Genomic DNA, 18,563 nt, shown 5'->3' on the forward strand with positions numbered 1-18,563 from the left:
GATTTTTGGATGATAGATAATATACTATATACTGTGGTTATAATCGGGGGAAATTATGAAGGATATTTTGCAATTGATTTGTACGTTCGCATTTTTTTGTTTAATAGGATCTTTAACTGGGGCTGTTCCTGCTGTTTTAACCCCCTATTTTTTTTGGGGTTCTTTAATAGTCATGTTTCTAACAGTAAGAAGCTTTGACGCTAATTAATCTACTTATTTAGTAACGCACTATTTCAATAAAAAAATCAAAACGGTGCGTTACATTTCATTAACGCACCCTACAAATTAACTAACTATAAGCCTCCATCGGTAAACAAGAACAAACAAAATTCCTATCCCCAAAAGCTGCATCAATTCTCCCCACACTTGGCCAGAACTTATATTCCTTACTCCAAGGTGCAGGATAAGCAGCTTGTTCACGGGAATAGGGATGTTTCCACTCACCAATAATCAAACTTTCCGCAGTGTGAGGGGCATTTTTTAAAAGATTATCGTGAATGTCCATTGTACCAGATTCAATGGCGGCAACTTCCTCACGAATCGCAATCAAAGCATCACAAAATCTATCTAATTCCTGTTTAGATTCGCTTTCCGTTGGTTCGACCATAATTGTCCCAGCAACAGGCCAAGAAACGGTAGGTGCATGAAAACCATAATCCATTAACCGCTTCGCAACATCATCAATTTCAATCTGCGCTGATTTCTTCAAACTTCGCAAATCTAAAATACATTCATGTGCTACTAAACCATTTTTTCCCTGATACAAAACCGGATAATATGACTCTAATTTCTTAGCCATGTAATTAGCATTCAAAATGGCGATTTTGGTTGCTTCCGTCAACCCATCTGCACCCATCATGATAATATACATCCAGGAAATTACCAAAATACTCGCACTACCCCAAGGTGCAGCAGAAACAGCACCGGTGAATTTTGGATTTTGGATTTTGGATTTTGGATTATTTTCCTGTATTGTCGTCACAAAATGTCCTGGTAAAAAGGGGACGAGGTGGGAAGCGACACCAATGGGACCCATACCGGGACCACCACCACCATGGGGAATACAGAAGGTTTTGTGTAAGTTCAAATGACAGACATCTGCACCAAAATCACCAGGACGACAAATACCCACTTGGGCGTTCATATTAGCGCCGTCCATGTAAACTTGTCCACCGTGAGAATGAATTACTGCACAAATTTCTTGAATTGCTTCTTCAAATACGCCATGGGTTGATGGATATGTCACCATTAAAGCTGATAATTCATGACTATGTTTTTCAGCTTTGGCTTTTAAATCCTCAACATCAATATTACCATGATCATCACAAGCAACTCCTACAACTTTCATCCCACACATTACCGCACTTGCGGGATTTGTACCGTGTGCAGATTGCGGAATTAAACAAACGTTTCTGTGTCCTTCTTTGCGACTGTGATGATATTCATGAATTACTAAAAGTCCCGCATATTCTCCTTGAGAACCTGCATTGGGTTGTAAGGAAATTCCCGCAAAACCTGTAATTTCTGATAACCATGCTTCTAGTTGTTGGAACAGGATTTGATAACCTCTGGTTTGGGAAATTGGCGCGAAAGGGTGAATTTTGCCGAATTGTTCCCAAGTTACGGGAATCATTTCCGCAGTTGCGTTTAATTTCATGGTACAAGAACCCAAGGGAATCATTGAGGTGGTTAATGATAAATCCTTGTTTTCTAGTTGATGTAAATAACGTAATAACTCGGTTTCTGAATGGTAACGATTGAAAACTGGGTGGGTGAGATATTTACTTTCTCGTGATAATGGGTAATGGGTAATGGGTAATTGGTAATTGGTAAGAGAATTAAGTTCTGTTTCACTGAAAGGTAAGTTATCTGTACCTGCGAAAATTTGCCAAATATCAATTAAATCTGTTTCTGTGGTAGTTTCATCTAAGGAAATACCCACGGTGGAATTATCAAAAATTCTCAAGTTGATATTTCTCTCATTCGCAGCGTCGAGAATTGCTGCTAATTTGGTATTTTCTAATTCTACCCGCAAGGTATCAAAGAAGTTTTCCGAAGTGATTTTATAACCTAACTTTTTCAGTCCTGCGGCTAAAGTTGCGGTTAATTGATGAATATTTTGGGCGATCGCTCTGAGTCCATCAGGTCCATGATAAACTGCATACATACTCGCCATCACTGCCAATAAAACTTGGGCTGTGCAGATATTACTGGTGGCTTTATCTCTGCGGATATGCTGCTCACGGGTTTGTAAGGCTAAACGGTAGGCAGGTTGACCATGAATATCTTTTGATACCCCCACGATCCGCCCTGGAACTAAGCGTTTATACTCTTCCTTTGTGGCAAAATAAGCAGCGTGTGGTCCCCCAAAACCCAGGGGAATACCGAAGCGTTGGGTACTACCTACGGCAATATCAGCCCCTAATTCGCCCGGGGGTGTGAGTAATGTTAAACTTAAAGGATCTGCGGCTATTGTCACCAATGCACCCTGAGCATGGGACTTTTCTATAAAATTGCGGTAGTCGTAAATTGTACCATCAGTTGCGGGATATTGCAGAACTGCACCAAAGATAGTTTCGGTAAAATCAAAGGTTTGATGATCACCGATAATGATGTTTATGCCTAAAGGTTTGGCGCGTGTTTGCAATACATCAATGGTTTGAGGATGACATTCACGGGATACAAAGTAGTTATGGGATTTATTTTTGCACACACCATAACTCATACTCATTGCTTCTGCGGCTGCTGTCGCTTCATCAAGTAAAGAAGCGTTAGCAATTTCTAAACCGGTCAAGTCAATGATCATAGTTTGGAAGTTTAACAACGCTTCCAAACGTCCTTGGGCAATTTCTGGCTGATAAGGGGTGTATGCTGTATACCAACCGGGATTTTCTAAGATGTTGCGTTGAATGACCGCCGGGGTGATACAATCATAATACCCCATGCCGATAAATGAGCGATAAACCTGATTTTTGGCGGCTATTTGCTTTAATTTTGCCAATGCTGCATATTCGCTTTGTGCTGGTGGTAATTTCAACTCTTGCTGAAAACGAATTGCCTGTGGTACTGTTTTATCAATTAAGTCATCAAGGTGGGAAAGGCCTAATGTATCAAGCATTTGCTGAATATCATCAGGGTTTGGTCCAATGTGTCTTTGTGTAAAGTTACCCAATTTTTGATTGGTTTTGGGTTGAGTACGGGTAAGATTAGCTACCACAAATTGTTCTCCAAGGATTTATATCTTCATATATTGTAATGATTACTTTTGGATCTTAGGGTTTTTGCTAGATTTTTTGCTAAATATTGATTTTGTTTCGCGCAAAAATCTAAAGGTTAGGTGTTGGTTGAATTTGTGAGTTGGTATTGTTTCCATTTTTCTTGTTGTCGTTTTCTTTTGTCCGGTGTTAGACTGTGGAAGCAGTGGGGGCAAGAAATTCCCGCTTCATATTCAGATGATGATTTATCTTCGTCGGAAATGGGGTTTCCACAACAAAAGCATAATTCATGACTTCCCGGTTTTAAGCCATGACGGACAGCAACTCTTTCGTCAAAAACAAAACATTCTCCTTCCCATAAACTTTCTTCCTGGGGGACTTCTTCTAAATATTTGAGAATGCCGCCTTTGAGGTGATAAACTTCTTCAAAGCCCTGAGAAAGTAAATAAGATGATGCTTTTTCACAGCGAATACCTCCGGTACAAAATAAAGCCACTTTTTTATGTTTGCTGGTATCAAGATGCTTTTCTACATATTCGGGAAAATCTCGGAATGTCTGAGTTTGGGGATTTTCTGCACCCTTAAAAGTCCCAACCGTGACCTCGTAATCGTTGCGAGTATCAATAACAGTGACTTCGGGGTGAGAAATTAAATCATTCCATTCTTGAGGTGTGACATAAGTTCCCACTTTTTCATTCGGGTTAACTTCTGGTATTCCCAAAGTCACAATTTCTTTTTTTAAGCGGATTTTCAGCCGCTCAAAAGGGAGAATTTCGGCATAAGATTCTTTATATTCTAAATCTCTAAACCGCGAGTCATGACGGAGAAAGGCTAAAACCGTATCAATTCCCTGACGAGAACCAGCAATTGTACCATTAATTCCTTCGGGAGCGAGTAATATAGTTCCTTTGATATCCTGTAACTGACAACAATTTAATAAGGGTGTTTGCAGTTGGCTATAATCAGGTAAACTGACAAACTTATACAATGCAGCAACGACTAAAAAATTTTCTTGGTTCATGGTCTTGACAAAATAATCATAAGAGTTTACGATGGTCTAGTTATATAATTGCACTCTTTGTATTAAAAACAGGGCTTGGGGGTTTAGCTCAGTTGGTAGAGCGCCTGCTTTGCAAGCAGGATGTCAGCGGTTCGAGTCCGCTAACCTCCATTTATTTGCGAAATATGTAAATATGTCCCACGCAAAGGCGCAAAGAGTCAAGGTAGATAGATTGCGTGGCGTAGCCATATTTTCCGGTTTCATATTTCAATTCAGCAAGCCCTAATTATGTTTAAATATTAGCGAAAGGTTATTTGCTGGCATGGGGTGAGTTTGGTGCAATATCAAATTTTGTGCTTCAGCAGATTTAACCACGTCCTCTAAATTACGGACTCCCCAAGCTGTATCTTGTGCTTGTAAAGACTCATCAAAAGCAGTGTTACTGGGTGCTGTATGTTTTCCATTTTGTTTATAAGGACCATACAAATACAGTATACCGCCTGGTGGCAAAATCCGTCCAGCCCCTGCCATTAGTCCTAAACAAGCAGACCAAGGCGAAATATGAATCATGTTAATGTTTACTATAGCAGAAATGGGTGGTTCTGGCAATGGCTGTTTTTCTACAGGCCATATTAGTAAATTGGCATCTAAATCTAGGGGTGGTTTAAGATGATCACAGGGGAGATATTCAGACCATGCTCTAATACTAGCACGCAGTTCTGGGTTGGGGTCAGATGGTAGCCATTGCCGGGGTGCTAAGTGTTGGGAAAAAAATGCAGCGTGTTCACCTGTGCCGCTGGCTACTTCGAGTATTGTCCCATTTTGAGGTAATATCTGTAAAAGCACTTCTAGAATGGGTTCGCGGTTGCGCTGGGTCGCGGGGGCAAATTTCCGCCAGTCTGGTGTCATAATTGGATGGGAGGGTGTTTGAGAAATATTGGACGAATATAATATGGTAATATGGCTTCGCTACAGGGGAACGCTACTACACAGGCCAAGGCCACCTGGGTGGACAGGTTTTGTCTGTGTAGATGCGATTTCTAATCGCTTTTTTCGCTACACCACAGGAGAACAACTTGCCTAAATCTATTCATTCTACCCAACCACCGCTCAAGTTTATTCCCCAATGTCATAATCCATTGGTTGTAAAAATTGTATCTTGGTTTTTGCCCTTGATTTTGCGGGTGAGAACTAGACCTTGGCTACCTGCGGGTATTGTGAATATTCAAGCTAAAAATGCGGAAGTCCTAGCTGAATTATACCATGAATTTCAGGCTGGTAAAGTCCGATTTTTAATTGCTTTTCGTCACCCGGAGGTAGAAGATCCTCTATCTATGTCATATTTGCTATCACGGATTGTCCCTAAAGTGGCGCGAAAAAAAGGTATTAAGCTCAAATATCCACTTCACAGCTATTTTATCTATGAACGGGGGATGACAATCTGGGCAGGAAATTGGTTAGGATGGTTATTTTCTAGACTTGGTGGTATACCTATACGTAGGGGCAAACGCATAGATAGAACGGCTATTAATAAGGCAAGAGAATTATTTGCAACCGCAGAGATGCCCATAGCGATCGCTCCTGAAGGTGGTACAAATGGACACAGTAGTATAGTCAGTCCCTTAGAACCTGGTGTAGCCCAGTTGGGTTTTTGGTGTGTGGAAGATCTCAAAAAAGCTAACCGTGAAGAACAGGTTTTTATTATTCCGATTGGGATTAAATATAGCTATGTGAACCCACCTTGGAAAAGAATAGATTGGCTATTATCTAAATTAGAACTTGATAGCGGTTTACCTGTTAGGAAAACTAGTGAAATTAGCCAGGAAAGGGAAGAAATTTTATATCAGCGGGTGGTGGATTTATCTGAATATCTAATTTCGGAAATGGAGGAATTTTATCGGCGTTTTTATCATCAAGAATTTCCAGAAATTATAACTTCCGAAATTCCCACAAATGAAATTTTAATTACTAGATTACACCGATTGATGGATACAGCTTTAAAAATTGCAGAACAGTATTTTAATATCCGGCCTCAAGGTAATTTTATTGATAGATGTCGGCGTTTAGAAGATGCTGGTTGGAATTATATTTATCGGGATGATATCGCTGATATTCAAAGTTTATCACCTTTCCAACGTGGTCTAGCTGATTGGGTAGCCCAAGAAGCAGATTTGAAAATGCAACACATGAGAATTGCTGAAAGTTTCGTCGCGGTCACTGCTAATTATATTCTAGAAAAACCAACCCCAGAAAGATTTGCAGAAACGATTTTATTAATGTTTGATATGTTGTCTCGCATTAAAGATTCTACCTTGCCAGGCAGGCCGCGTTTAGGTTGGAAACAAGCCATGATTTCTGTCGGTGAAGCGATTAATATTAATGAAAGATGGGAAAATTGTCAAGGGAATAAACAAGCTTTACGAAAGGGTGTAAGTGATTTGACCCAGGATTTACAGATGATTTTGGAGGGGTTAATTAAGGATTAGTTTCTCCCTCCAGACCCATAAGGTAGACCTGTAGCGGGCATCTTGCCCGCACCACAAGGGTTTGATTATTCATGTTTGGACTTCATTTACTCACAATCTAATTATACTTAATGGCGGCATTAAGTACCATTACCGCAGATATCACAGATTCCTTCAACTGTCACTTCATACCTTTCTACTGTTAACCCCTCCCGCAGTTGACTGACATCAATACCGGGAAAAACATTCCAGTTAATGTCTTCAATCGCACCACAGCAGGTACAGCGAAAATGATGATGGGGCGCTACATTGGCATCATAACGAGATATTCCCTCTTGTAATAGCACTTCTCGCACTAAACCCGCTTCACGCAGTGCCTGAAGCGCCGCGTACACCGTAGCTTGGGAGGAAGTCGGTGCTTCCTGGTTTAAGTCTCTCAAAATTTGATCAACTGTAGGATGATCTTCCCTTGCTAATAGGTTGGCATAAACCCCAAATCTTTGGGGTGTGACTCTCAACCCTCTACTTTTCAGGGTTTTGATAATATCATTAGCTTTTTGCTGCATAGGATTTACTTGATTATATAAAGATATAGACCCCTATTATAACTTTTCCTTTTTCAGAATTAAAGCTTTTTAAAAAATACATTATAAAATAAGTATTTATAACTATTGACAAATTCCTAAATCAGAATTATTCTGATTTATAGGCTAAAGACACGAGTTAAAATCTTCCATCTAAAAAAGAGGTATTTATGACTGCTATTACTCACGTTCCAAATGTAGTATTCAAGACTCGTGTTCGGGATGAATCTGTACCTGGACCCAATCCTTACCGTTGGCAAGATGTAACCACTGAAGAGATTTTTGGTGGTAAAAAAGTAGTATTATTTGCTCTTCCCGGTGCGTTCACCCCCACCTGTTCTTCTACTCATTTACCTCGCTACGAAGAACTATTTGCAGAATTCAAAGCGCAAGGTGTTGATCAGATCATTTGTTTGTCAGTTAATGACGCATTTGTTATGTTCCAATGGGGTAAACAACAAGGTGCTAAAAATGTCTTCTTGTTACCCGATGGTAGTGGAGAATTTACCCGGAAAATGGGAATGTTAGTAGATAAATCTAACATCGGTTTTGGAATGCGTTCTTGGCGTTATGCAATGGTTGTTAATAACGGCGAAATTGAAAAAATGTTCGTTGAACCTGGTTTTGAAGACAACTGTGGTAGTGACCCCTTTGAAGTATCTGATGCTGATACTGTTCTTGCTTACCTCAAAGGTGTAGAACGTCCTAGTGAAGTTGCACCTCGGTTAGCATTTGTTGGTTAATTAGTAAAGTTAGAAATTTCTAACTGGCGATAGAGGTTGATATTTTTAAACTATATAAGGCGAAGGAAGTTAGATAAAACTTCTTTTGCTTTTTTGTTTTCATAGACAAAACACCCTTAATTCTGTCTAATAAATTAGCTGAAAATCATCTGTTTTGTCAGATACTATTCCAAAATATAAGTAGGGGATAAATTGATAGTTTTATTCCAGGGAATAAAGTATTTCAGGAGGTCAAACAATAGTGAAAATCATAATTTCCGAATTAGGAAAAAAGATTCCAGAACCGATTCTGGATGAACTAACACTTTGGGAAATGAAAAATATCAACGGTGGTTACATGACCAGAAGAGATATGGCAAGATATAACATGACCAACAGCAACAATACTACCAATACTAATGATTTTTCCACCATGCTCAAAGAAATAAACAGTAGTATAGCGCAATGGAAAATAACCCTCGAAGATACAACAGATACTCTCGGAATTAACTTTAATTTTTAAAAGATGCTGTTGTAAATTGAATATTTTCCTTGCTTTCGTGTATTTTCAGATGTTTTAATCTGAAGATACACGATTTTCTTATTTAGTTACAGCAGATTTCAACTTTGTCAGGCACAAAAATACCCCACTTTGCTAGGGGGAGGGTGTAAGGGTGTGGTTCATAAACCTAAAATAGGCTGTAACTTAAACTAGGAAGTTAACTTTTAATAAAAGACAAAATTCATCTATTTGTGTCTTTTTTACTAGGCTCAAAGCCTTGATTTTTCTATTTTTCTTAAATAAAAATAGGGGTAACAGTTAAGAAAACACAAACTTAACTGACTCACAAGTCCCATTTACAAAAACAAGGAAATTATGGCAAGTATTACTCTTTCCCAATTAAATGTAACTGGTTCTGAACTATTCCAAGATTCTGAAAGTTATCTTAATGATCTCAATGATGCAAGTTCTGTAGCCGTACATGGTGGTGGTAGTTATAATAGCGGCTTTGGTGAATATGGCGATTTTGGTGTGAAATACCTTGAATACTTAGTTGATGGCTATGCGATCGCTAGTATTAAGCATATAGCTAAATCTTTTAGTCATAACCCCTCTGCCCCCAGCGTCACCGCCCACTACTAATAATTCCCTAGCTTTGTAGTTGACTACAAGGCGAATTTAGCAATCCTCAAGGAATTGTGAACACAGATATAGATGTTGGGTGACGACGTGGTTTAGTGATTTAGCTGTAAGCATTATCAATTAATTACCGCGTCACTAGCGAATCTGTAGGGTGTTTATAACTTCTACAAAGATTGCTATATAGTTATCCAGGATTAAAAAGTAAAAGAAACAATCTATTACTAATAATCCTGGATATTTAATAAGATTGGTGTAAGGATTCAGGACTGTGGGTAAATTAATTTACAAAAATCAAAAGTTAATTTTTGTAAAGGTAAGAAATGGCAAGTATTAGAATTTATGATCTACATAATTCCCAGGAAATAAAGTTTATTAACGATCTGAATAATATGGAATTATTATCTTTGTTTGGTGGTGAGGATAATGATGTTAATCAAATATTTTATTACGGTGTTAAGGGGCTGGAATTTATGTTAGCAGTCTATGCTATAGAGAGCATTTTGTTCTTAACAAACAAAGTGAGAAACTTTTTGTGATCTTTGAAATAACACAACCATTTTATTGCGGCTATCATTGACTTATTTCACATATTATCATCAGCAATTATGCCATTCATCATCAGTTCTAGCAATGTGTTTGATTACTTAATTGAGCACCAAATTTGTCATCCACAAGATAATTCAATCACTAAAATAGAGCTAAAACCTGCTAAAAACTTTAACTTATTAATTAGTTTAGCAGATGGTCGTCAACTCTTAGTAAAACAAGAGCGTCATGATCAAAATGGTAAAACCTTGGGTGAATTTATAGATGAATGGAGAATTCATGATTTTTGTCAAAAATTCCCAGAAATAAAGCATTTGCAATCATCTTTTTCAGAAGTAATTCATTTTGACTTAGAAAACTCCATCATTGTTTTTAATTACCTAAATCAATATCAAGATCTAGCAGAATTTTACGCTAAAGATCAGATATTTCCTGTGGAGATTTCCCAATTAATTGGTACAACTTTGGCAACGGTGCATGGCTTAACAATAAAGAATAAAAACTATCAAGAATTTCTAGAAAATTCTCTTCAGCAGCAAAATATTACCAAAGGATTAGATAGAATTACACCACAAGTATTTGGTCAAGTTCCTGCTGATGGTTTGAAGTTTTTTTCTCTCTATCAACGTTATGATAATTTAGGAAAAGCAATTAAAGAATTGAGTCAGGTTTTTACTCCTTGTTGTCTGACTCATAATGATCTCAAGCTCAATAATATTCTTTTATTTTTGAATTGGGAAACAGAAATTGAGCAAAAACTAATAGGAAATCAAAATATCATCAGATTGATTGATTGGGAAAGAGGTAATTGGGGAGATCCTGCTAATGATTTAGGCACAATAATTGCTAGTTATTTACAAATTTGGTTGTATAGCATAGTGCCTAATAAAAGCATACCCATTGAAGAATGTTTGCGTTTAGCTGCTGTGCCGTTATCAATGATTCAACCTTCTTTATCAACATTAGTTAGTAGTTATTTAAATACCTTTACAGCAATTTTAGAAACTCGTCCAAATTTCTGCCAATTAGTCATGCAATTTAGCGGTTTAGCATTAATTAGAGCTATTCAAGCTAGAGTTCAATATGAAAAAATATTTGATAATTCTAGTATCTGTATGCTCCAAGTTGCTAAGAGTTTATTATGTCGTCCCCAAGCATCTATTCCCACCATTTTGGGAATGGAATTTTCAACAATAACTTCTAAAAATTTATCTCTTGTTTAGAGAAGGAAAGCTTTTATGCAAGTATTAGATTCTATAAAGAGTCAACTTTTCCAATTACCAAAGGAATTACAAACAGCACTGCAAAATATTGTTGATCATCTGGAAATTGAATCATTTTATTCAATTAAACATCCAGAATACAAGTTATTTGAATTGCCAGAATCGGTAATCTCTCGCTTTAAAGATTTACCCTTGGATATTCAACATAAACATTTGAGTATGCAATTGCGTAATTTTCTTTATGGTGCTTATTATAACGGTTCTTCGAATGATTTTTCTACCGCTGATTCGCAGATAAATAACCTCAGTAATAATAGCTTATTTGGCATAGATTTGGCTTTTTATGAACGACTACATACCAGTAATAAGGGTATAGGCTATTGGAGTCAAGATTGGTTAGTAGTTAATGAAGAAGCTGATGGATCTTTGGCAGTCCACAAAAATGGTTTAACTTTACATATTGAGCGTGATTTGTACTTATCAGAAGTTGATAAGTATGCTACTGTCGGTAACTTAGTAGCGATCAAAATGCCAAAGAATTTAGTTCAAAATGGATTTTATATGGCAGCATCTAATTTAGGAACTGAAGATAATCAAGATATTCTGAGAATTTACTTTAATGTATCACCAGAAGGTGCATTATCAGTGATGGAAAATATAACTACAGAACTCAATAATCTGCCAGTTGCTTTCTCATTTAAAGCCCTATATAGTCCTGATGAATATAAACGTTATGATTCAGCCGTCCTATATTTCAATAAACATGAATATAAGACTATTTACCCTATATTACAAAAGGTATATTTAGCAAATCAAGAGATTTTTTCTCCACAAGTACCGTTATTTACTAAGCCACTAGCTCCAGGATTGAGTTGTGCTGAAGAACCAGAAAATAAATTCGGTGAAAAAGAAAGTTTTGGTACTCATCGTTGTCAAATTATTGCTAATGGTTTAATTGCTGCTTGGCAAGCAGATCAAAATGATTCAGAAAGTCGAATGACGGCTATTCTTGAACAATTTGCATTACAAAAAATTAAATTACAATATCCTTATCTTAATACACATTCACAGGATATCTATACCCCATTAGATAGATAGTTTTCCTGAATATTATCTCATAACAAGATCCCTGACTTGTTAAAGAAGTCAGGGATATAACTCTTCTCAATTTTAACTGGCTTTACTCAATATTTCTGCTGGAGAAGAGGAAAAATTGAGACTTGCTCCTAATGTGGCGACAATCTTTAATTTATTAACTTGATCTTTTAACCAATTAGTAAATAAATCGCCAAGGATTTGTACACGCATTTGTTCATTTAATTCCGGTTCAATTATTTCTTCAACTATAATGATATGCACTCCTTTTGGTGTAATTACTGGTTTAAGAATTTGTGGGGGATTAGCTGCAAATACTAGAGAGGCAATTTCTGGTCTAAAATCACTACGTTTGCGGATACCTTGATATCCTCCAGCGCGTCTTATTTCGGGATTTTGGATATATTGACGAGCGATTTCTTGAAAACTAATTTCTCCTTCTTGAAGAGCGTAAAATATTTCTAAGGCTAAGTCTTCATCATCCAATATCACTTCATAGGTAACGGCGGCGCTGTAATTAAGTTGATGAGCATAAAAGAATGGTTCAACTTTCTCAGCAAATAAATGATGAGCTAATTTTGTCGATAAGATATTGAGATGTGCTATTTCTTCAAAATTATCTAAGGAAAGATAATGTTTCTGTAACCATTCCCAGGTTTCTTCAGCTTTAATCAGTCTATTAGCTAATCGTAAACTATCTGCGGACTGTTGTAGTTCTGCTGTTTCGACAGTAATCCCTGCTTTTTCAGCCGTTTCAGTAATAACTTTTCTAGTGGCGATCGCTTCTAATAAACTAGGGATTTGACAAGATATTTTTAGATGATAAATAATATCTTCATTGGATATTTTTAAAATATCTGACATGGCGTAATTCCTCGATTTACTAAACCCATTAAGAATTTATTTGATCCTATTTAAATGAATTATCAGCGTATCTATCATATTTACCTGATATGTTATTTTCTTATCTCTATCTAATGATACTTTTAATATTTTCGATAATTTATATGAGAAAAATTACCAGATTTATACCCCCGAATTATCTCACAATCCGGGGACATAATTGTGATTGTGATCGAGTTATTTGGTAACTAAATAAAGAGATGGGTTGGAAAAATCAAGACTAAAAATCTTGTTATTACGGGAATTTGAACCAAATAGCCCATTATCGCTTGATGTCTGATTAGTTATAACATCCTGAATGGTGGTTAACAGAAAATTCAGATCAAAACCACCTGATAAAGGGAGAATATCAGTATCTACTATTTGTTGTATTTCCTCTGAATTTAAGTCATACAAGAATGTATTTTTATCAATAGTTTCTAAGTCGGAAATTATGATTGTAGCCATGATATTATTTCCTAATCAAAAAGTGAACAGTTTTGCAATTGTGACGAAATTGCATTTGAATCTGCTACAATAATTAAGTAGGTTGGTGCTAAAAATTGTCCTGATGACAAGGCAATATACCTATCAGATTACTAAATAGCCGGATAGTTTGGAAAAGTCAATAGCGAAAATCTTGTTATCATGGAATCCAAATGGACCTTCATATGTTGTTTGGGGATTGTTTATTCCATCATAAACTGTTGATAAGTGAACAGCAGGACGATCCCATAAAGGCAGAAAAATACTACCTGATATTTGTGTGATTTGCTGTGAATTTAAGTCATATAAGAATGTCTTTTTCTCAAGAAGTTGCAAATCAGAAATTATGATTGTAGCCATGATCTTATTTTCTCATCAAAAGTAAACAGTTCTGCTGATTGCACCTTTAAATATCGTGAAATAATTAATGAGATACCCAAGCATTAACTGTCCGCGCATAGTCTATCGTATGGAATTTATTATCATGAAAATTCCCTGCACCTTCATAAGTTGTTGATATGGTATTTAAACCATCATAGATGGTCATGACAAAAACATTAGGAGTCCCTCCCCAATTTGGATAATCGCCCCAAACTAATCCTCCTAATACAATATTTGATTCTATTTGTTTTAAATCATAAATAAAGCTTTCTAAATCCGTGTAATCAAAGTTATTAATTACTAATCTTTCCATTATATTATCCTTCTAATCTTCACTTGACTCTTATATTTTTACATTATTTCCTCATAGATTATATAAAAGTTGCATATTAAAGTCTTTTTTTATTAGACATAATTGCATGAATTATGTCTTTAATTTTCGTTGACATTAAAGCTCTAAACCATTTTTTTGTAACTTCTTAAATGGATCTAAAATAAAGTCAATAACTCGACGTTGACGGATAATTGCTTCGGCACTTGCGGTTTGTCCAGGGGTGAGAGGAATCTGCTTGTTACCAACTTGAATATAAGGATTTTCCAAAGCAATATCTACTTCATAGGTTTCTAGACGATTGGCACTATTTTCCTGAATTTTAGAGTTAGGTGAAATCCAAGTAATTCGCCCTGATAAAATTCCATATTCTTGGAAAGGATAAGCATCAAATTTAATTTTTACTGGCATTCCTACTTTAACGAAACCACTATGTTGACTGGCCATACGTGCCTTCAAAATTAAGTCCGCATTTTTGGGTGCAATTTGAGCAATCATTTGTCCTGGTTGGACTACAGAACCAGCTTTTTTAATGGGTAGTTCAAAAATTGTTCCATCAATAGGAGAGCGGATAATTCGCTGTTTTAGTTGTAAATTTAGGGAGATGATCTGTCCTTCTGTTTGCATAATTTCCGATTGTAGAGAAGTAATTTGATTTTGTAGGTCTTTAAACTGTTCCTGACTTTTTAATAATGCTAATTCTCCTCCTTGTATAGCACTTTTATAACTACTTTCCTCTTGTTGTAATCGCAATTTTGCTTGTTCAATATCTGACTTAAATTGATTCATAAGCGACTGATAACTACTTTCTTGTTCTTTTAAGCGTAACCGTGCCGTTTGAATATTAAATTTTGCTTCTTCTTGTAAACGTTGACTTTCCTCAGCAATCTTTTCTAATTCTACTAGTTTGGTTTGAGGAATTATACCTTCCTCTAACAGTAGACGATAACGGGCAACTTCTGAAATATCTCGACGCAAGCGACTTGTAACTAACCTATAGTTACTTTGAGTAGATTTTACATTCTGTTTCATCTGATCAATTTGTGCCAATTTCTCCAAATCTTGGAAATTATAAGCACTTTTTTTAGTTTCAAATGTTTGTCTGGCTTGATTAACTTGAGCCATTTTTTCTAATGATTGAGATTGGTTTTGCTGACGTTGAATATTAATTGCCATTAAGACTTGATTTTTTAAGATTTCTAGTTGAGATTTACGATTTTTCAACCCTTCTAATTTAGCTTTTATTTGTTGTATTTCTGTTTGCATAACCTCAGATTCTATTTTCACTAAAACCTGTCCTGCCTTAACTGTTGCCCCTTCTTTAACATTAACAGAAACAATAGTACCAGTCACCGCACTATCTAATTTTTGTGTTGCACCTTTTGGTTCTATTCGTCCAATAGCATTTCCGGTTTCATCAACTCTAGTTAACATTGCCCAAGGTAAAATAATTGCTGCAAAACTAACCAGCAAATACAACATTGAACGAGTCCAGACTTTTGGTAAAGCATCTAATAATTCTTCTGTACCATAAAACCAATCCTGGACCTTACCTAATGTCTGGGTTTGATTTTGATTTGGGAGAAAAGCAGTAGATTCGGTTTGATTCTGCTGATTTATAGTAGTTGTTGGTTGTGTATAAACTGACTGGGGCATAAATAATTTTACAGTTCTCTATTTTTGTAGTTATATATCCCTGACTTCTTGCAGAAGTCAGGGATATCTTGGCAATTAAACAATTAAAACAATTAATTTGTTTGTGCTAATTGTTGTTGATTGAGATAAAAATAATGTCCTTTTTTGGTAATTAATTCGTCGTGAGTACCACTTTCTACTAAAACACCACGATCTAAAACTAAAATTAGATCAGCATGACGAACTGTAGAAAGACGGTGAGCAATAATTAAACTTGTACGTCCTTGCAGAATTTTTTTGAGGTTGTTTTGAATAATACGTTCAGATTCAGAATCAAGGTGGCTCGTAGCTTCATCTAATATTAAAAGTCGAGGATTTCCTAATAAGGCGCGGGCAATTGCTAACCGTTGGCGTTGTCCTCCTGATAACATTCCTCCACCTTCACCAATTTGTGTTTCATAACCCATTGGCATCCTTTTAATAAACTCGTCTGCCCCTGCAAGTTGGGCGGCTTCTATAATCTCTTCTAAAGAGGCTTCAGGATGGGCAATAGTGATATTTTCCCGAATTGTTCCTCCAAATAAAAATGTATCTTGATCAACAACTCCAATTTGCGATCGCAGAGAATGCAAGGAAATACTAGTCACATCTTGATTGTCAATTAAAACTCTTCCATCTGTCGGTGGATATAAACCCAAAATCAATTTAGAAAGGGTGGTTTTCCCTGAACCGCTGCGCCCGACAACTGCTACAGTTTGCTCTGGTAAAATTTCAAAACTGAGATTTTCTAGAATGTTAATTTCACTCTCAGAGTGATAGCGAAATGTAACGTTATTAAAACTAATTTTCCCGATTAATCTGGGTAAATATTGGCGAGGTTTATGTTCTAAATCTTCTTCTGGTTCTGCTTCTAAAACATCATTAATTCGTTCGGTGGCAACGATTACTTCTTGTAGTTGATTCCACAAGATAATTAACCGTTGGAAAGGCTGAATAATGTTGCCTAACAACATATTAAAAGCAACTAATTGACCAATGGTAAGTTGGTTTTGAATAACTAACCAAGCCCCAAACCATAGTAATCCTGTACTGGCTAAAGATTGAATGGTAGAGCTAACTAATTGCAGTTGGTTACTAACTACTTGACCACTAAAGTTCTTTTTAATTAAATTATTCAGCAATTCTTCCCAATGCCAACGCACCGTTTGTTCAATTGCCATTGAGCGAATGGAAGAAATCCCCGTCAAGCTTTGAATTAAATAGCTATTTTCTAGGGTTCCTGCGGCAAATACCTCTCGACTAATTCGACGTAAAAATGGCGTAGCAAATAATGTTAATAACACAAATGGTGGCACAATTGCTAATGTCATCCCCGCCATTGGTGGACTGTACCAAAACATTAATCCTACATAAACAACGACGGTCAATAAATCTAAGCCAATAGATAAAGCTTCACCAGTGAGAAAACGCTGAATTTTCTGATTTTCCTGGACACGGGAGACAATATCACCAACATATCGAGACTCAAAAAAGGACAGAGGTAAGCCAAATGTATGCTTAATAAATCCCACCATTAAAGCGACGCTAATTCGGTTGGCTGTGTGGTCAAGTAAATATTGTCTTAACCCATTAATGGCGACACGAAACAAACCAAAAATTAATAATCCGAAGCCTACAGTATTTAAGGTTAAGGTGCTACCTTGAACAATGACTCTATCTAATAAAAGTTGAGTAAATAGGGGTGTTACTAATCCAAATACCTGAATTAATACCGAAGCAATGAATACTTCTAGTAGGACTTGAAAGTGAGGTTTAACTAAATCCAATAACTGCCAAAATGGCGTATTAGCTTCTGGTGTTTTTTTGAGTGAAGCTGTGGGTTCTAGTAATAGAGCGTAGCCTGTCCAACCTGCTTTGAATTGATTGATAGTTAAATAGCGTTGACCAAGGGCAGGATCGGCGACAATTACCTGTTTTTTGGTAATTTCATAGACAACAATGTAATGTTTACCTTCCCAATGAGCGATCGCTGGTAAAGGTTGTTGAGCAAATTTATCTAAACTGGCTTTCACTGGACGGGTAGCAAAACCAAGACTTTCCGCTGCTGCACTCAAACTTCGCATGGATGCACCACTACGGCTAACATTAGCCAAATCCCGCAGGCGATTAATACTGAAGTTTTTCCCCCAATAACGACCAATCATGACTAAACAAGCAGCTCCACAATCCGCAGCACTTTGTTGTTCAAAAAATGGATAGCGTTTGGTAAATTTACGCCACCAATTTCCAGCAGTTACAGTCGGAATAGGAAAGTATTTGGGGCGCTTTTTTGGTTGTGCCAGTGGGGGAATTGTCAGTTGGGTAAAATTGGCAGTTTTTGCTGTTCTTGGTGTTTCTGGAGTGGGAATTTCTGGAGGTTTGGCAGTGTTAATTAGTTGTGCTTTATTCAGCAAAAGATCATAAGTATCAGGAAATTCTCCCATTACCTTCTTCACCATCTGTTGGGGAAGATAGGCAATTTTTAAATTCACAGAAGCTCTAGCAACGTAACTACTAAATTCTTGTTCTGGAAATAAAGTTAACTCCCCAAATGATGAACCTGGCGCGAGAGTAGTAATTAAGTTATTAGAGTTATCAAGTAATCTCACCTTACCCGTTAGCACAATATAAATTCCCGGCTTTGCTGTTGTCCCTTGCCAAAATTGCTTTGCTACCGGTGGTTCAATAATTTCTAAAGCCTTGATACAATCGGCAACTGCTTGATTTGATAGGGAATCACCCAAGACTTGCTTAATGTTTGTAGCTAACTGTTCCTGAGAAAACGTTGATAGCATTTCCTAACCTCCAAAACACT

General features: G+C 36.7%; 18 protein-coding genes and 1 tRNA gene. 9 read left to right on the top strand and 10 right to left on the bottom strand.

Features of this window, described 5'->3' with window-relative positions; genetic code table 11:
* Window positions 1–289: 289 nt before the first annotated feature.
* Together gcvP and trhO are read right to left on the bottom strand one after the other, a co-directional pair.
* The gene (gene gcvP / locus FFO06_RS00645) at window positions 290–3,217 is read right to left on the bottom strand and encodes an aminomethyl-transferring glycine dehydrogenase (protein WP_137906300.1); all 2,928 of its coding nucleotides are present in this window, start codon (window positions 3,215–3,217) and stop codon (window positions 290–292) included.
* Window positions 3,218–3,333: 116 nt separating this feature from the next.
* The gene (gene trhO / locus FFO06_RS00650; RefSeq protein ID WP_137906301.1) at window positions 3,334–4,236 is read right to left on the bottom strand and encodes an oxygen-dependent tRNA uridine(34) hydroxylase TrhO; all 903 of its coding nucleotides are present in this window, start codon (window positions 4,234–4,236) and stop codon (window positions 3,334–3,336) included.
* Between the two features lie 77 nt (window positions 4,237–4,313).
* On the opposite strand from trhO, the gene FFO06_RS00655 reads away from it, so the two are divergent.
* Window positions 4,314–4,386 (top strand) — tRNA-Ala (locus FFO06_RS00655).
* Window positions 4,387–4,497: 111 nt separating this feature from the next.
* Here FFO06_RS00655 and FFO06_RS00660 read toward each other — a convergent pair.
* Complete coding sequence (locus FFO06_RS00660; RefSeq protein WP_137906302.1) at window positions 4,498–5,127, bottom strand: DUF938 domain-containing protein; 630 nt, start codon at window positions 5,125–5,127, stop codon at window positions 4,498–4,500.
* Between the two features lie 40 nt (window positions 5,128–5,167).
* On the opposite strand from FFO06_RS00660, the gene FFO06_RS22230 reads away from it, so the two are divergent.
* Together FFO06_RS22230 and FFO06_RS00665 are read left to right on the top strand one after the other, a co-directional pair.
* Window positions 5,168–5,299 carry a hypothetical protein gene (locus FFO06_RS22230; RefSeq protein WP_265584146.1) on the top strand — a complete coding sequence of 44 codons (132 nt, stop codon included), beginning with the start codon at window positions 5,168–5,170 and terminating at the stop codon, window positions 5,297–5,299.
* Window positions 5,292–6,701, top strand: a complete 1,410-nt coding sequence (locus FFO06_RS00665; protein ID WP_190372588.1) for a lysophospholipid acyltransferase family protein — start codon at window positions 5,292–5,294, stop codon at window positions 6,699–6,701. Before FFO06_RS22230 ends, FFO06_RS00665 begins: the two co-directional genes overlap by 8 nt.
* 119 nt (window positions 6,702–6,820) lie before the next feature.
* Here FFO06_RS00665 and FFO06_RS00670 read toward each other — a convergent pair whose 3' ends face one another.
* Window positions 6,821–7,246, bottom strand: a complete 426-nt coding sequence (locus FFO06_RS00670) for a Fur family transcriptional regulator (protein ID WP_137906304.1) — start codon at window positions 7,244–7,246, stop codon at window positions 6,821–6,823.
* A gap of 188 nt (window positions 7,247–7,434) precedes the next feature.
* Here FFO06_RS00670 and FFO06_RS00675 point away from each other — a divergent pair, with 188 nt between their 5' ends.
* The 6 genes from FFO06_RS00675 to FFO06_RS00700 all read left to right on the top strand — a co-directional run bounded on the left by FFO06_RS00675 (window position 7,435) and on the right by FFO06_RS00700 (window position 11,997).
* A complete protein-coding gene (locus tag FFO06_RS00675; protein ID WP_137906305.1) occupies window positions 7,435–8,007 on the top strand; it encodes a peroxiredoxin in 573 nt (190 codons plus the stop codon).
* A 241-nt stretch (window positions 8,008–8,248) separates the two neighbouring features.
* Complete coding sequence (locus tag FFO06_RS00680; RefSeq protein WP_137906306.1) at window positions 8,249–8,509, top strand: hypothetical protein; 261 nt, start codon at window positions 8,249–8,251, stop codon at window positions 8,507–8,509.
* 354 nt (window positions 8,510–8,863) lie between these two features.
* On the top strand, window positions 8,864–9,130 hold the full coding sequence (locus tag FFO06_RS00685; RefSeq protein WP_137906307.1) for a hypothetical protein: 267 nt from the start codon (window positions 8,864–8,866) through the stop codon (window positions 9,128–9,130).
* Window positions 9,131–9,450: 320 nt separating this feature from the next.
* Window positions 9,451–9,666: a hypothetical protein gene (locus FFO06_RS00690; RefSeq protein WP_137906308.1), complete on the top strand. Its 216-nt coding sequence runs from the start codon at window positions 9,451–9,453 to the stop codon at window positions 9,664–9,666.
* A 69-nt stretch (window positions 9,667–9,735) separates the two neighbouring features.
* The gene (locus FFO06_RS00695) at window positions 9,736–10,899 is read left to right on the top strand and encodes a phosphotransferase family protein (RefSeq protein WP_201275400.1); all 1,164 of its coding nucleotides are present in this window, start codon (window positions 9,736–9,738) and stop codon (window positions 10,897–10,899) included.
* A 15-nt stretch (window positions 10,900–10,914) separates the two neighbouring features.
* On the top strand, window positions 10,915–11,997 hold the full coding sequence (locus tag FFO06_RS00700; RefSeq protein WP_137906310.1) for a T3SS effector HopA1 family protein: 1,083 nt from the start codon (window positions 10,915–10,917) through the stop codon (window positions 11,995–11,997).
* Between the two features lie 72 nt (window positions 11,998–12,069).
* Here FFO06_RS00700 and FFO06_RS00705 read toward each other — a convergent pair whose 3' ends face one another.
* The 6 genes from FFO06_RS00705 to FFO06_RS00730 all read right to left on the bottom strand — a co-directional run bounded on the left by FFO06_RS00705 (window position 12,070) and on the right by FFO06_RS00730 (window position 18,543).
* Window positions 12,070–12,858: a peptidylprolyl isomerase gene (locus FFO06_RS00705; protein WP_137906311.1), complete on the bottom strand. Its 789-nt coding sequence runs from the start codon at window positions 12,856–12,858 to the stop codon at window positions 12,070–12,072.
* Window positions 12,859–13,074: 216 nt separating this feature from the next.
* Window positions 13,075–13,344: a hypothetical protein gene (locus FFO06_RS00710; RefSeq protein WP_137906312.1), complete on the bottom strand. Its 270-nt coding sequence runs from the start codon at window positions 13,342–13,344 to the stop codon at window positions 13,075–13,077.
* A gap of 123 nt (window positions 13,345–13,467) precedes the next feature.
* On the bottom strand, window positions 13,468–13,722 hold the full coding sequence (locus FFO06_RS00715; protein ID WP_137906313.1) for a hypothetical protein: 255 nt from the start codon (window positions 13,720–13,722) through the stop codon (window positions 13,468–13,470).
* Between the two features lie 64 nt (window positions 13,723–13,786).
* Window positions 13,787–14,056: a hypothetical protein gene (locus FFO06_RS00720; protein WP_137906314.1), complete on the bottom strand. Its 270-nt coding sequence runs from the start codon at window positions 14,054–14,056 to the stop codon at window positions 13,787–13,789.
* Between the two features lie 135 nt (window positions 14,057–14,191).
* Entirely contained in the window at window positions 14,192–15,730 is a 1,539-nt protein-coding gene (locus FFO06_RS00725) for a beta-barrel domain-containing protein (RefSeq protein ID WP_137906315.1), read from the bottom strand.
* Window positions 15,731–15,822: 92 nt separating this feature from the next.
* Complete coding sequence (locus FFO06_RS00730; RefSeq protein WP_137906316.1) at window positions 15,823–18,543, bottom strand: peptidase domain-containing ABC transporter; 2,721 nt, start codon at window positions 18,541–18,543, stop codon at window positions 15,823–15,825.
* Window positions 18,544–18,563 lie beyond the last annotated feature (20 nt).

It is taken from the genome of Dolichospermum planctonicum (assembly GCF_005402965.1).
Lineage (GTDB): Bacteria > Cyanobacteriota > Cyanobacteriia > Cyanobacteriales > Nostocaceae > Dolichospermum > Dolichospermum planctonicum.

Bases quoted from the DNA above. Each gene is read 5' to 3' on its own strand.
- FFO06_RS00675 (WP_137906305.1), top strand. From the start codon at position 7,435: ATGACTGCTATTACTCACGTTCCAAATGTAGTATTCAAGACTCGTGTT.
- FFO06_RS00700 (WP_137906310.1), top strand. From the start codon at position 10,915: ATGCAAGTATTAGATTCTATAAAGAGTCAACTTTTCCAATTACCAAAG.
- FFO06_RS00720 (WP_137906314.1), bottom strand. From the start codon at position 14,056: ATGGAAAGATTAGTAATTAATAACTTTGATTACACGGATTTAGAAAGC.
- FFO06_RS00705 (WP_137906311.1), bottom strand. From the start codon at position 12,858: ATGTCAGATATTTTAAAAATATCCAATGAAGATATTATTTATCATCTA.
- FFO06_RS00695 (WP_201275400.1), top strand. From the start codon at position 9,736: ATGCCATTCATCATCAGTTCTAGCAATGTGTTTGATTACTTAATTGAG.
- FFO06_RS22230 (WP_265584146.1), top strand. From the start codon at position 5,168: ATGGTAATATGGCTTCGCTACAGGGGAACGCTACTACACAGGCCAAGG.
- FFO06_RS00690 (WP_137906308.1), top strand. From the start codon at position 9,451: ATGGCAAGTATTAGAATTTATGATCTACATAATTCCCAGGAAATAAAG.
- FFO06_RS00715 (WP_137906313.1), bottom strand. From the start codon at position 13,722: ATGGCTACAATCATAATTTCTGATTTGCAACTTCTTGAGAAAAAGACA.
- FFO06_RS00725 (WP_137906315.1), bottom strand. From the start codon at position 15,730: ATGCCCCAGTCAGTTTATACACAACCAACAACTACTATAAATCAGCAG.
- trhO (WP_137906301.1), bottom strand. From the start codon at position 4,236: ATGAACCAAGAAAATTTTTTAGTCGTTGCTGCATTGTATAAGTTTGTC.
- FFO06_RS00685 (WP_137906307.1), top strand. From the start codon at position 8,864: ATGGCAAGTATTACTCTTTCCCAATTAAATGTAACTGGTTCTGAACTA.
- FFO06_RS00670 (WP_137906304.1), bottom strand. From the start codon at position 7,246: ATGCAGCAAAAAGCTAATGATATTATCAAAACCCTGAAAAGTAGAGGG.
- FFO06_RS00730 (WP_137906316.1), bottom strand. From the start codon at position 18,543: ATGCTATCAACGTTTTCTCAGGAACAGTTAGCTACAAACATTAAGCAA.
- FFO06_RS00710 (WP_137906312.1), bottom strand. From the start codon at position 13,344: ATGGCTACAATCATAATTTCCGACTTAGAAACTATTGATAAAAATACA.